This is a genomic window from Bifidobacterium sp. LH_426 (assembly GCF_056356875.1).
In genome coordinates this window covers 1-13,749 of the sequence record NZ_JBKEVB010000010.1, presented here as the reverse complement: position 1 = coordinate 13,749, position 13,749 = coordinate 1, and the positions used below count along the sequence as shown (strand labels likewise).

General features: G+C 66.0%; 9 protein-coding genes and 1 rRNA gene. 3 read left to right on the top strand and 7 right to left on the bottom strand.

Annotated elements, in window-relative coordinates; translation table 11 throughout:
• The first annotated feature begins 66 nt into the window (after window positions 1-66).
• Window positions 67-1,431: a nucleobase:cation symporter-2 family protein gene (locus tag AC1AYD_RS09130; RefSeq protein ID WP_101623109.1), complete on the top strand. Its 1,365-nt coding sequence runs from the start codon at window positions 67-69 to the stop codon at window positions 1,429-1,431.
• 133 nt (window positions 1,432-1,564) lie between these two features.
• On the opposite strand, the gene nhaA is transcribed toward AC1AYD_RS09130, so the two are convergent.
• The gene (gene nhaA, locus AC1AYD_RS09125; protein WP_476501585.1) at window positions 1,565-2,932 is read right to left on the bottom strand and encodes a Na+/H+ antiporter NhaA; all 1,368 of its coding nucleotides are present in this window, start codon (window positions 2,930-2,932) and stop codon (window positions 1,565-1,567) included.
• A gap of 234 nt (window positions 2,933-3,166) precedes the next feature.
• Between nhaA and AC1AYD_RS09120 the strand changes: the two genes are divergently transcribed.
• Together AC1AYD_RS09120 and AC1AYD_RS09115 are read left to right on the top strand one after the other, a co-directional pair.
• A complete protein-coding gene (locus AC1AYD_RS09120) occupies window positions 3,167-3,418 on the top strand; it encodes a helix-turn-helix transcriptional regulator (RefSeq protein WP_476501584.1) in 252 nt (83 codons plus the stop codon).
• An 87-nt stretch (window positions 3,419-3,505) separates the two neighbouring features.
• Window positions 3,506-4,987: an ATP-binding protein gene (locus AC1AYD_RS09115; protein ID WP_034528036.1), complete on the top strand. Its 1,482-nt coding sequence runs from the start codon at window positions 3,506-3,508 to the stop codon at window positions 4,985-4,987.
• Between the two features lie 52 nt (window positions 4,988-5,039).
• Here AC1AYD_RS09115 and AC1AYD_RS09110 read toward each other — a convergent pair whose 3' ends face one another.
• The 6 genes from AC1AYD_RS09110 to rrf form a co-directional block, all read right to left on the bottom strand.
• On the bottom strand, window positions 5,040-7,157 hold the full coding sequence (locus AC1AYD_RS09110; protein WP_476501583.1) for a hypothetical protein: 2,118 nt from the start codon (window positions 7,155-7,157) through the stop codon (window positions 5,040-5,042).
• A 5-nt stretch (window positions 7,158-7,162) separates the two neighbouring features.
• Window positions 7,163-8,215 (bottom strand): glycosyltransferase family 2 protein, encoded by a 1,053-nt coding sequence (locus AC1AYD_RS09105; protein ID WP_476501582.1) that lies wholly within the window; start codon window positions 8,213-8,215, stop codon window positions 7,163-7,165.
• A complete protein-coding gene (locus AC1AYD_RS09100) occupies window positions 8,215-9,729 on the bottom strand; it encodes a lipopolysaccharide biosynthesis protein (protein WP_476501581.1) in 1,515 nt (504 codons plus the stop codon). The genes AC1AYD_RS09105 and AC1AYD_RS09100 overlap by 1 nt, the downstream gene beginning before the upstream one ends.
• Window positions 9,726-11,588 (bottom strand): DUF6020 family protein, encoded by a 1,863-nt coding sequence (locus AC1AYD_RS09095; protein ID WP_476501580.1) that lies wholly within the window; start codon window positions 11,586-11,588, stop codon window positions 9,726-9,728. Before AC1AYD_RS09095 ends, AC1AYD_RS09100 begins: the two co-directional genes overlap by 4 nt.
• Window positions 11,589-11,714: 126 nt before the next feature.
• A complete protein-coding gene (locus tag AC1AYD_RS09090) occupies window positions 11,715-13,196 on the bottom strand; it encodes a DUF1846 domain-containing protein (protein ID WP_476501579.1) in 1,482 nt (493 codons plus the stop codon).
• 175 nt (window positions 13,197-13,371) lie between these two features.
• Window positions 13,372-13,488: ribosomal RNA gene (rrf, locus tag AC1AYD_RS09085) — 5S ribosomal RNA — on the bottom strand.
• Window positions 13,489-13,749: the final 261 nt, after the last annotated feature.

Here is a 13,749-nt window from a genome sequence, read left to right as displayed (position 1 = left end):
CGCGCCCTCCCCTTGACCATCCTCGGGGAGGGCCGTTCATGTCGCAAGGAATCAAGAGAGGACATCATGGAAGAGAAGAAGAACGTCGGGAAGGCGGGCATCTCGATGGAGGCGCTGACCTCCCTCGACGCGCCGGTCTCCTTCTGGAAGGGCATTCCGTTCGGCCTGCAGCATGTGATGGCGATGTTCGTCGCGAACCTCGCCCCGATCTTCATCGTCGCCTCGGCGGCGAAGATGAGCGCCGCCCAGTCGGCCGCCGTCATCCAGGCCGGCCTGCTGGTGGCGGGCCTCGGCACCTGCCTGCAGCTGTACGGCGCGTGGCGCATCGGCTCGCGCCTGCCGATGGTGACGGGCATCTCGTTCACGTACGTGGCGGCCGCGGTCGCGATCTGCGCGGACAAGGGCTACGGCGCGGTCGTCGGCGCCGTCATGGTCGGCGGTCTGCTGGAACTGGTGCTCGGCCTGACCGCGAAGTACTGGCGTCGGTTCGTGCCGCCGATCGTCTCGGCGATCGTCGTCACGTCGATCGGTTTCTCGCTGCTCAACGTGGGCGCGACGAGCTTCGGCGGCGGCAGCGGTGCGAAGGACTTCGGCTCGTGGCAGAACCTCACGCTGGGTCTGATCTCGCTGGTCGCCTGCCTCGCGTTCCAGCTGCTGATGAAGGGCACTGCGAAGCAGCTGTCCGTGCTGTTCGGCCTAGTCGTCGGCTATGTGGCGGCCATCTGCATGGGCAAGGTCGATTTCTCCGGCTTCCAGCATCTCGCCATCGTCTCCGTGCCGCAGTTCATGCCGTTCAAGCCGGTGTTCGACTGGGGCGCGATTATCTCCCTCGGCCTGCTGTACGTGGTCTCCTCGGTCGAGGTGCTGGGCGACACGGCCGCCCTCACCAAGGTCGGTCTGAACAGGCTCCCCACGGAGAAGGAGACGGCGGGCGCGATCGCCGGCGACGGTCTCATCTCCTCCGTGTCCGGCCTGTTCGGATGCCTGCCGCTCACCTCGTTCGCGCAGAACATCGGACTGGTCGCGATGACGAAGGTCGTCAACCGCAAGGTGATTCTCTCCGGCGGCCTGATTCTCGTGGTGGCGAGCTTCGTGCCGGCCATCGCCGAGGTGTTCAACTCGCTGCCGCAGGCGGTGCTCGGCGGCTGCACGATCATGATGTTCGGCAACATCATCCTCTCCGGCTTCCAGATGATCGCGGAGGCGGGCTTCACGCAGCGCAACATCACGATCGCCGCGCTGAGCCTGACGATTGGCATCGGCTTCACGCAGGTGAGCGACATCTTCGACCAGTTCCCGGCGCTGTTCCAGCAGATCTTCGCCTCGAACTGCATCGCGGTCGCATTCGTCGTGGCCGTGATCCTCAACGCCGTGCTACCGAGCGAGGAGCACTTCCTCTCCGCTCCGAAGGAGCAGGCGGACGCCGAGTGACGACGTTCCGGCCGGTTCCTGAAACGGGATCGGCCGCATGACGAAAGGGCGGGGCCCGAACCGATATGGTTCGGGCCCCGCCCTTTCGCGTACCTGTTGCATATCCGGGACTCTCCGGCATGGGTCCGGAGGCCTATGCCTCCTCCGTGTCCGCCACCTGCCGGCGCAGGACGAGGAAGCCGATCGCCCCGGCGAGAATCGACGCGGCGAGAATCGCGGTCTTCGCGATGGCCGCGGTCTGCGGGTCGGCGAACGAGAGGTTCGTCACGAAGATCGCCATCGTGAATCCGACGCCGCCCAGGATGGACACGCCCGCGATATGCCCCCACCTGACGCCGTCCGGCAGACCGGAGACGCCGAGGCGCACGGTCGCCCACGTGGCGAGGAAGATGCCGAGCGGCTTGCCGACGAACAGGCCGAGGAACACGCCGATCGCGACCGGGCTGGTCACGATCTCCCCCACGGACATGCCGCCCAAGACGACGCCGGCGTTCGAGAACGCGAACAGGGGCAGCACGAAGAAGGTGACGAACGTGTGCAGGCCGTTCTCCAACCGGATGGTCGGCGGGATCGTGGCGCTGGAGACGCGCCGGATCGACTCCACCTCGCGCAGGTACTCCTTCTGCGCGATGTCCGGCTCGCCCGGATCGTAGCGGTCCTCGGCGGAGCGCACGCGCTTCGCGAACCATGCGCCCACACGGTCGAGCTTGATCTCGGACCGGGCGGGGACGGCGAGCGCGAGCATCACGCCGGCGAGCGTGGCGTGCACGCCGGAGAACAGCACGCACACCCACATGACGAATCCGACGGCGAGATAGGGCGGCAGGTCGTGGATGTGGAGTCGGTTGAACGCGAACAGCACGGCGAGCATGACGAGCGCGGCGATCAGCCACGGCAGATCCAGATCGGACGTGTAGAACAGGGCGATCACGCCGATGGCGATCATGTCGTCGGCGATGGTGAGCGTGGACAGGTAGGCGCGCAGGCCTGCGGGCACGCGGCTGCCGAGCAGGGCGAGCAGGCCGAGGCAGAAGGCGATGTCGTTGGCCATGGGCACGCCCCAGCCGCCCGCGTGCTCGCCGCCCATGTTGACCGCGAGGTAGACGAGGGCGGGCAGGACGGCGCCGCCGGCCGCGGCGACGATCGGCAGGACGGCCTTGCGCGGTTCGGTGAGCTCGCCGGCGCGCATCTCGTGTTTGATCTCCAGTCCGACCATGAGGAAGAACAGGGCCATGAGGAAATCGTTGATGAAGTGTTCGAGGCTGATGTCCGCGTGGAGCGGGCCGATGGAGAACGAGAGATGCACGGACTGCCAGAATTCGTTGAAGTACGGCAATGCGGGCGTGTTCTCGATGAGGAACGCGGCGAGCGCGGCGCCGACCATGAGCATGGTGGCTCGCGTCGACGAGTGGGTGAACCGGATGAGGCGGCGTTTGCCCTTGTGTATCCTGACGGCGCCCGGTTCGAGGATGCCCTCGTGGATCGGAGGGTGTGAGGTCATGTGAGGCTCCTGACTGCTTGGGGTGAATGGAGTCGGCCGCCCGGCATGACTTGCCATGCCCGTCATGCGCGGCCGCGAGGATTCAACCCATCCACTCTACCGGACTCCCCCAAACATCCCTCCGCCGCCCGCGAAACCGTCCGGTCGCGGACGGACGGGGGAACGTGTCCGATCGCACCGTGGCATGCGGTATGTTGGATGGGCAGGGACACCGTGAGAAAGGCTGTGACGACTATGACCGAGACAACAATCGACGGCGACGCATCCGCATCCGACAAGCCGCGCGTCTACCCGGAGGTGGGTGCGGCGCTGCTCAAGGCGCGCAAGGAGTCGGGGATGACCCAGCAACAGCTGGCCGACGCGACCGGTGTCTCGCGCATCACCATCCAACGCATCGAACAGGCGCACATCAACCCGTCGTTCAAGACGCTGGAGGCGCTCGCGCACGGGATGGGCCGCACGCTCACCATCAGCTTCGACGCGTGAATTCCGGGTGAACGGCCGACGGCGAACCGACGCACGCACGCCGGACGCCGCCTCGCATACGGCACAATGGTGGCAAGGAGGCCCGCCATGGTCGATGACTACACCGCGAAGATGACCGAACTGATCGGTCTCATGCGTCTGATCGGCAACGATACGCAGCAGTGCGAGGTCAAGGAGTGCGCGCGGCGCATCTCGTCCACGATCACGGACACGCTGTCCGCGTTCTCGAACGGCTCGGGCGGTTGGATCATCCTCGGATTGAGCGAACGCAACGGGTTCACGCCGGTCGAAGGGTTCAACGCGCGCGCCATGCAGGAGGCGCTGAGCCAGGCGTGCGAGAAGATGACGCCGGTCGTGCGTCCGGTGATCGTCACCTGTCCGTTCGAGGGAGCGAACCTCGTGTTCGCCCGCATCGACGAGATGATTCCCCGCGACAAGCCCTGCTTCATCACCGAACGGGGACCTTACGGCGGCTCCTATATCCGCACCGGCGACGGCGACCGGCATATGACCTCGTACGAGGTGGACCGACTCATCGAGGAGCACCTGCAACCCACCTATGATCTGGACGTCGTGCCGCGCGCCACGCCCGACGATCTCGATCCCGGACTCGTCGCGGGGCTGCTGGAGCGGGTCAGACGGCAGCATCCGCACGTGTTCGCCGGTCGCGGCGACACCGACATGCTACTCGATCTGGAGGTGCTGCGCCACGACGATTCCGACGTCAGGGCGGTGGGCGGCGTGCTGCGCCCCACGCTCGCGGGCCTCCTCGCGCTCGGCCGCTACCCTCAGAAATACTATCCGCGTCTGAGCGTCTCCATCGCCGTGTTTCCGGGTACGAGCCGCGACGACGTGTTCCGCGGTGACGAACGGCTCGTCGCCTCGCAGACCATCGTCGGGCCGATTCCGGTGATGATCGACGATGCGGTCGACGCGCTCATGCACTGGATCGGCGCGAAGAAGCCCGACTATCCGCCCGTGGCCCTGCGGGAGGCGATCGCGAACTCGCTCACCCACCGCGACTACTCCCCCGACGCCCGCGGCACGCAGGTCAACATCAACGTATTCACCGACCGCATCGAGATCACGAATCCCGGAGGCCTCTACGGCACGGTGACGCATGACGTGCTCGCCAACCCGCATCCGGTCACGGGCGTGCCGTTCGTCTCCACCCGCAACCAGTTCCTGTTCACCCTGCTCGAATCCACCCCCTATCCGGGCGGCGGCTACGTGAACCCGGAGGGCGGCGACGGCTACCAGCGCATCGCCGCCACGTTGCGCGAGGCGGGCATCGAACCGGCGACGACGCGCAACACAATCAACACGTTCACGATGACGATCACCCGGCATCGGACCGCCGTGGCCGGGACCCCCAGCGACATCGCCAAGGCGATCACCGGCGTTCTGGAACGCCATTCGGCGATGAGCATCCGGGAGATCCTGCACGAGCTGCAGCTGACGCCGCTGGCGGTGACCACCGGCATGCGCGAACTGATACGCGAAGGGCGGGTCACCAAGGTGCGTTTCCGCGACGACCCGACCCAACGCTACCGGCTGGCGAGCGCCTGACCCGGCAGGCGTATACGCCGCGTATCATACGGCGCGTGAATCGTACGTCGCGTCACATGAACACGAACCAGGAGGCCGTGTCCCACCAGATGGCGGCCGGCATGTTCATGCCCGAGGCGAACTGCTTGAAGAACAGGAACAGGAAGGCGGCCGCGATTCCGGTGGTGAACCATCCGAAGGTGAGGCGCCGCGTCACGTCCCGCCACGGACCATACCCCGCCCGGTTCGCCGCGCCGTCGACCGCGTAGAGCAGGACGAGCACGGCGGTCATGATCATGAAGCCGAAGTCGATCTCGTAGCGGAAGTCGACGCCGGGGACGCGCGCGTCGATGAGGAACGTCAGCGCGGATGCGGCGAGCGCGCCGACGATGAGACGTGTGGCGGCGACGCGGCGCAGCGCGAACCGCCACACGAGCATCGTGAACAGCAGGAGCGCGAACGGCGCGGCGGTGAACAGCCACCCGCCGAACATGGGGTGTTCGCTCCGCCACGTGGTCAACGGCACGCTCTGCAATTGGACGAACGGGAAATGCGCGGTGAGGTTCGGCGGCTGGAACAGGTATTGGAATACGAACGACAGGTATTGGGTCAACGGCGGATGCGTGTTCGTCATGTCGTATCCGGTGAGGTTGTATTTCGCGCCGAAGTCGGTGAACCTGCCGAACCGCGCCTGGTTGTAGGCGAACTGTGGCAGGAAGACGACCAGGTACGGGACGGCGGCACACGCCCACACGCGGGTCTCATGCGTCAGCGCCCGCGCGTCGTGCAGCCCGCGTGACCAGAGGTCGCGGATCTCGTCGGCGAACAAGGGGATGGCGATGAACGTGGCGAGGATGACCTGCGGCCGGCAGGCGATGGTCAGCGCCATGCACGCCGATCCGGCGGCGAGCAGCGGCAGGTGGTTCTCCAGGCCGCGCAGCTTCGCCTCGATCCACAGCGCGAGGCCGAGCGAGGCGAACGCCACGGCTATCTCCTGCGGGATCTGGTAGAACAGGCCGAGCTGGACGAGCATGGCGATGCCGTTGCCGAACATCATGGCGGTCACGCCGAGCATGGCCGCGCCGAGCGAGACGGAGCGGTGCCGTGCGAGCAGGCGCGCCAGCTGGATGGCGAACAGGGTGGTCGCCGCGGATGCGAGGGCGACGGCGATTGCCACTCCCGCGTTCGTGGGCAGGCGCATGCCGGTGACCGCTTTGAACGGGGCGAACAGGAGCAGCGCGGGGAGCGCGCCGAAATACGAGTAGTACCGGCCATTGTGGAAGGCCACGTCGAAGTAGACGGGCGTGTCCGGACTGTCGAGGGCCGTCATCGTGCGCGCGCGGGTGTCGTACGGGTTGCCCATGGCGGCGAGCGCGTCGTTGACCGGATAGCCGAGCCACGTCCTGCCGTGGAGGATCGCGTCGGCGAGCCGCTGGTACTGGTCGGTCGCCTGATAGGAGGCGAAGAAATCCCAGTACACGGGTTCGGGGCTTTCCTGCGGCGCGGCCATGGCGAACAGGGCGAGCGGCAGGATGCATGAGACCGCGGCGCATACGGCGAGCGGCACGATCGTAGATCGGCGGCGCAAGGCGAGCCGCATGCGGTAGAAGGGCGATGCGGGCCGGAAGGCGATGATGATGAGCGCCGTAAGGATCTCGACGACGAGGCGGATGGGGTCGAACCGCATCGGCACGTGCGGGTTGACGGTGATCGTGTTGATCGGGATGACCGCGCCCTTGTCCGTCTGGTAGCGCAGGCGCACGTGCGTGGAGCCGTCGCCGATGCGCTGGTATCGGGAGTGTTCGGCGGACGGCGAATAGCCGACGTCGGCGTTGGCGTCGTACCAGCCGGAGTCGGTCGGCTTCATCGTGGACACCTGCCAGCGCACCGCGTCGTTCTGCCCGGGGCGTTCGGATGCGGCGTGGCCGATGTACAGGTAGTCGATCGGCTCGTCAGAGGAGATGTCGCGCCACGCGTGGTCCGGGTCGGTGACGACGGCGGTGCCGCCGGTTTCGACGACGAGGCCGTTGCCGAATCCCTCGTCGTGCGCCGTCCGCGGCGTCGAGCCGAGCGTCTGCCAGAACGGCAGGTTGAACACGAACAGTTCGAGCGCGACAATCACGGCGAGCGCGACCACGCAGGGTCTCGTCCACGGCGAGAGCCGGGATGCGAAACGTCGGAGATCCGGCATCGGGTTCACCGCGTTCCTCCCTTCGATCCGGAATCGTCCGCCGCCGCGCCGGGGACCAGGCTGTCGTCATCGCCGTCCACGGCATCGCCGTCGGCGTCCGTCCACAGGCGGCGGGAGGCCGACGCGTACGCGATCTCCTTGACGCGTTCCAGCTCGTCCTCCTCGAGCTTACGCTGGGTGCGCAGCACTTCGGAGACGATGAGCAGCAGCAGGGAGACGACCATCCAGATGAAGAACATGACGCCGAGCAGCAGCGACTGCATGTGGCCGCGTCCCTGTCCGGCGAAGAAGAACGTGAGATAGCGTACGAAGACGACGAGGGCGGCGATGCCGGGCAGGATCGCGGACCAGGTGAACACCGAGTGGGCCCGGAACATGAGGAAGCTGCGCACGATCGCGCCGGCGGATTTGCCCATGTGTTCGAAGATGTTGTGGAACAGGCGCGATCTGCGGGTCTTCGGATTGGTGACGATCGGCACGGAGGTGATGGCGATGCGCTTGTATCCGGCCTGGATGATCGTCTCCATGCAGTAGCTGAATTCGGTGACGATGTTGAGTTGGAGGAGCGAACGTTTCGAATAGGCACGGAAGCCGCTCGCCGCATCGGGGATGTCCGTGCCGGCGGCACGGTTGACGACCCATGAGCCGAACCGTTGCATGAGCCGTTTGAACGGGCTGAACTCCTTGATCGTGGCGGTCTGCCGGTCTCCGACGACGATGTCGGCCCGGCCTTCGATGATCGGGCGGACGAGGTCGCCGATGCGTTCGGACGGGTACTGGTTGTCGCCGTCCGTGTTGACGACGATGTCGGCGCCGTGCTTCAACGCGTAGTCGACGCCGTCGCGGAACGCCCGCGCCAATCCCATCGTGCCGTTGTGGCGCACGATGTGACGGATGCCGAGACGCTTGGCGACGGCGACCGTCTCGTCGGTGCATCCGTCGTCGATGATCATCACGTCGAGCCGGTCGACGCCGGGGATGCGCCTCGGCATGCGGGCCATGACGAGCGGAAGCGTCTTGGCCTCATTGAGGCAGGGTATCTGGACGAACACATGCATCAGTCGCCATCCTTTTCCTTGGCTAGGGTGTTCCTTGTCGCAATCGCGCGGGTCATGGATCCGTCGGCGTCCTCCGTCCGTTTCGCAAACATCATCGCGATCCCGCGCACGTCGAGGACGCCGATCCGCACGAGCACGGCGGCGAACGCGACGTAGACGACCGCGTACACCGCCATGAGCGCGACGAAGTCCGTCACGTGGGCCGTCCGCGAGACCACGGCCATGACGAGCCACAACACAGCGTCGCAGCCGATTGCCGCCCACGCGCGACGGCTCATCATGTCGCCGAACCGGCGGCGGACCTCGACGTACGAGACGACCATGGCCGCAGACGTCGCGACCATGCTGGAAGCGGCGAGCGCCGTGATGCCGCCGTAGCGGGCCGATGCGACGAACAGCGGCACGACCACGGCGAGGGAGACGAGCGACAGCAGGTCGGAGAAGCGCGTATCCCGCTCGGCATTGAGCGTCATGTTGAGGATCACGGTGACGCCCATGAAGAAGCTCGAGAACGCAAGACACGACAGGGCGGGCGCGGCGGTGGCGTAGGCGGACGAGTAGAACGCGGCGAGCAGGTCGGGGGCGGTGGCGGAGATCGTCGCGGCGATCGGCGCGACGAGCGCGAACACGAGCAGGAACAGGCCGCGGGCCTTGGCGAGCGCCTCGTCGCGCGCGTCCTCGGCGATCAGACGGGAGACGACCGGCAGGATGATCACGGAGAACGCCTGCAGCAGGTAGTACGTGGTCTTGCCGAAGTTCATGGCGCCCGTGTAGTATCCGGCCATCCGGTCGGGCAGTTCGGCCTTGACGACGAGCGTGTCGACGCTCAGGACCAGCGACGCCATGATGAAGAACAGGGAGAACGAGAGCGTGCCGTGCGTGGCGTCGCGCCACGGGAACGGCGTGCCGTCGCCGTCGGGCAGCAGGTTCCATGCGGGCAGGAGCATGATGAGGCCGATGATGATGGTCAGGATCATGGCGGTGCAGTAGCCGGCTTCGACGCCGATGACCGGCTCGTGCGGGAACACGAGGATGATGAGCGGGATCGTGCCCAGTTTGATGATCGGGTAGAACGTGGAGAGGAACGCGCTGCGACCGAACCGTTGGAGCCCGTCGTTGATGCCGAGCATGACGACGTACAGTCCGTTGGCCGGCACGAGGAACGCGGCGTAGCGGAAATAGCGGTCCAGCGTTCCGTCGCCGAGCATGAAGCCGAACAGCGGGGCCCCCGCGAAGTCGATGAGGAAGAACACGGCGACGATGGACGCTTGCACGGCGAGCGTGCGCACAATCACCTGACGGCCGTCATGACGGTGGGAGGCGATGTTGCGTGACAGGGATTGCCGGGCTCCGTTGCTGACGAACAGGTATTCGAAGTCGAGCACGGTGATGACCGTGCCGACCACGCCGTAGTCGGCTGGTGAGGCGAATCCGCCGAGAAACCAGTGGATCGCGTATCCGGCGACGAAGAAGGCGATGTTGCTGATCAGGTTGAGGACGAGGCCGCGTCTCATGCGTCGGCCCTCCTGACGCTCCGTTCCGTGCCGCGCCTGTCGTTCCACAGCCGTTCCGGCGCAACCATGTCGGCGCGGAGCAGCGCCAGCATCAGCATGACCGTGACGGGCGCCCACATCATGTAGCGTGTGGCCGTCGGCTTCAACGGAATCGAGATCGCGTTCGGCAGCAACGAGAGCAGCGACCAGAACAGCGGAATCGCGAACGGCCACCATGCGCGGCGCGGCGACGACTGAGGGAGGGCCGAGGCCCGCTCCCGCAGTCGTCCGGCGCGGCCGATGAGGCGGAAGGCGAGGAACAACGGCAGGATGAACGTCCACATCGCGGTGAACGTGGGAAGGTTCAGGATCGGCGTCGTACGCCATGCGTCCCAGAGCCGGTAGACGGCGGGACGGTCGACGGTGAAGCGGGGCGAGCGTTTCGCCAGCGGGCGGAACGACGGGCTGATCGCGTCGTTGATCTGGAACCACATGGTGTTGCCGATCGCCTCGTCCGCGTGCCGGGACAACCGGTCCAAGGAGATGCCCCGGTTCGTGGTGTTGAGTGGCGTGCGGCGCAGCGAGAACCACCCGGATTCCAAGGCGGCGAACGCGGCGGCGTACGAGTCCGGGTGCCGTGATCCCATGGCGGCCCAGACGCGCAGGTATTCGGGCACGGCCGCGGGGTCGCGCAGCGAATATTGGATGACGGGGTCGGCGAGATACGGGTTGTAGCGTGACGCCATCCGTTCATACGGCACGCGGTTGACCCGGTCGATGATCCGACGTTCCCGGTCGGTCACGTCATGGGGATGGTCGAGCGCGTAGCGTGCGGTCATCTGCATGGGGACGACGAGCAGCTGGTTCGCATCCTCCCCGCGCACGTGAAGCGGGCCGCGCACCATCGCCGGGAACGCCACGACGGAGACGAACGCCACGACGAGCATGCAGGCGAACGCCGCGATCCGCCGGCCGCGACGCGCGCGCAGCAACGGCAGACAGGCCAGGGTGAGGACGACGATAACCAGACCGGTCATCGTGGTGAGCGCGCACAGCGTCGAAACGACGATGAAGCCGATGAGGAAACGCCGCGAATCGAATGCGGCGAGACGCGTGCGCGTCGACTCAGCGACCATGACGAGCCACGGGATGAGCGCCATCATGTGCAACGTGTCCTTCACGATCGACATCGTGAAGATCGGGAACGCGGGGAATACGGCGAAGAACAGCAGCATGCACATCGAGGCGGCGCGACCGCACCCGATATGGCGCGCGTACAGGCACACGCCGGCCAACTCCATGCCGGTGACGATCACCTGGACGGTGAGATAGCAGGCGAGGCCGGTGCCGTAGCCGCCGAACAGGCTCTCCCCCATCCATGCGGCCGTTCCGAAGACGATGGTGTCCAGCAGAGGATGATGGGCGGACACCGCGCCCGTGGTTCCGTCCGGCGAGACGACGGCGAGGAACTGGACGATCTGATCGCCCGTGTCGTACCATATCGTGCCCGGAGCCATCACCACGATGACCGGCAGCCAGCATACGAGGATAACCGTCGCGCAGACCGCCAGTCTCACAGGCGCGCGGAGCGTGTCGAACCGGTCGAATCCCCCGCGCGCACGGGCGACGAACCGTCTCGCGGGCCCGGGGAGGCCGTCGGGCATTCCGACACGCAGTCGGACGGACAACAGCCATTCGCCCGCGGTGAACGCCACGTACAGGACTCCGGCGACCGCGCACGTCTCCAGCCAGAAGCCGCCGTCGAGCGGACCGGCCACGGCGCGCACGGCCATACGGTCGGCGAGGGAGATCACCAGACCGCCGGCGGCGCACGACGCGAGCCGCGCCACGGCCGACGGTCCGATACTCCCCAACAACATGGTTACGACGATAGGCGCGCCGGCATGCCGCTACGTTCCATTTGGCCTAAAGTTCATCCAATGCTGGCGCATCGGTAACATCCACCGCGTCGGAACCGGTGTATGCACCGGTGCGTATGCAGCGGTCTACTTGTGGTAGAGACTCAGACGCTCGTACTTCGGTTCGCAGCACACGTTGATGCCGAGCTTGCGGTAGAGCGCCTCGTCGGCGGCGGAGATGATGACCGAGAAGAACGCGTCGCAGCCACGCAATCGCTCCAGTCCGGCGATCACGCGTGCGGCGGTCTCGTCTTCGGCGCTCGTGATGGACAGGGCGATGAGCGTCTCGTCGGAGTGGAGACGACGGTTCACACTGTTGAGATGCTCGGTCTTGAGACGGCAGATTGGTTCGATCGCCTTGTCGTCGATCACCGGCAGATCGGTGTCCACGCCGGTGACGGCCTTCAACGCGTTCATGAGCAGGGCGCTGGCGGCGCCGAGCAGCACACCCGTCTTGCCGGTGACGACGCGTCCGTCGGGCAGTACCATCGCACCGGCCGGGGCACCGGTCTCCTCCTCGCGGCGCAACGCGGCGGCGCGCGCCGGAGACAGATCCTCGTCCACGCCGGCCTTCTTCATGATGGAACGCAACCGTTCGATCTGCTCCTCGCCGGCACCGGTCCGTTTGAAGTTCACGGCGGCGGTGAAGTAGCGACGCACGATCTCCATGTCCGCGGCTTCACGGCACGCCTCGTCGTCGACGATCGCGTAGCCGGCCATGTTGACGCCCATGTCGGTGGGGCTCTGATACGGGCTCTCCCCCATGATGCGTTCCATCAGCGCCTTGAGCACGGGGAACGCCTCCACGTCGCGGTTGTAGTTGACGGTGGTCTCGCCGTGCGCCTCCAGATGGAACGGGTCGATGATGTTCGCGTCGTCCAGGTCGACGGTGGCCGCCTCATAGGCGATGTTCACCGGATGGTTAAGCGGCAGGTTCCAGATGGGGAACGTCTCGAATTTCGCATAACCGGCTTCGACGCCGCGCTTGTGCTCATGGTAGAGCTGCGACAGGCAGGTGGCGAGCTTGCCCGATCCGGGGCCGGGCGCGGTCACGACGACGAGCGGACGGCTGGTCTCGATGTAGTCGTTGCGCCCATAACCCTCATCGGAGACGATGCGTTCGATGTCATGCGGATAGCCGGCGATCGGATAGTGCAGGTAGCAGGTGACGCCGAGGCGCGCGAGCCGGCGACGGTATGCGTCGGCGGCCGGCTGCCCGGCGTACTGGGTGAGCACCACGGAGCCCACGTAGCAGCCGCGCGAACGGAACACGTCGATGAGCCGCAGCACGTCCTCGTCGTAGGTGATGCCGAGATCGCCGCGTGTCTTCGCCTTCTCGATGTGGTTCGCGTTCACCGCGATGACGATCTCCACGTCGTCGGAGAGGCTCTTCAGCATGCGGAACTTCACGTCCGGCTCGAATCCGGGCAGCACGCGCGACGCATGATGGTCGTCGAACAGTTTGCCGCCGAATTCAAGGTAGAGTTTGCCGCCGAAGCGGGCGATGCGCTCCTTGATCCTCGCGGCCTGCAGCTCGATGTACTTGTCGTTGTCGAATCCCTGTCGCATATGCTGTGGCAACCCTTTCGAACGGCGGAACGGCATGGTCCGGCCCTGAAACATGACCACAGCATTATACCGATTCATGCGGCCCGTCACGTCATCGGGAGGGTCGTGGAATGGTTGCGTAGATATGCATGGACCCCCGGGAGCGTGTGCTCGACCGGAGGGCCTGATCGTTATAATGCGGCGGCGTGCTACTCTCCCACACTCTCTCGGGTGCAGTACCATCGCCGTGCCAGGTCTTAGCTTCCGGGTTCGGAATGGGACCGGGCGTCTCTCCTGGGCTATGACCGCCGCAAATCTTCAATTATCAAAGGGATATCGGCTCCCTTCGAACGCTGGTGGTTCGGGGACCGGATGGTGGACGCTTGTCGATTGTCTTATTGTGACGTGTCACGGTTGCTCCGTGTCGCGTGCATTCGCAGAAAGAGGTTGATGCCGTCCCGACCATGGGTCGGGATTGAGTGTGTCGCGCTTCCCCGTTAGTACCGGTCGGCTCCACCCCTCGCGGGGCTTCCACGTCCGGCCTATCGACCACGTGTTCTGCATGGGGGGTCTC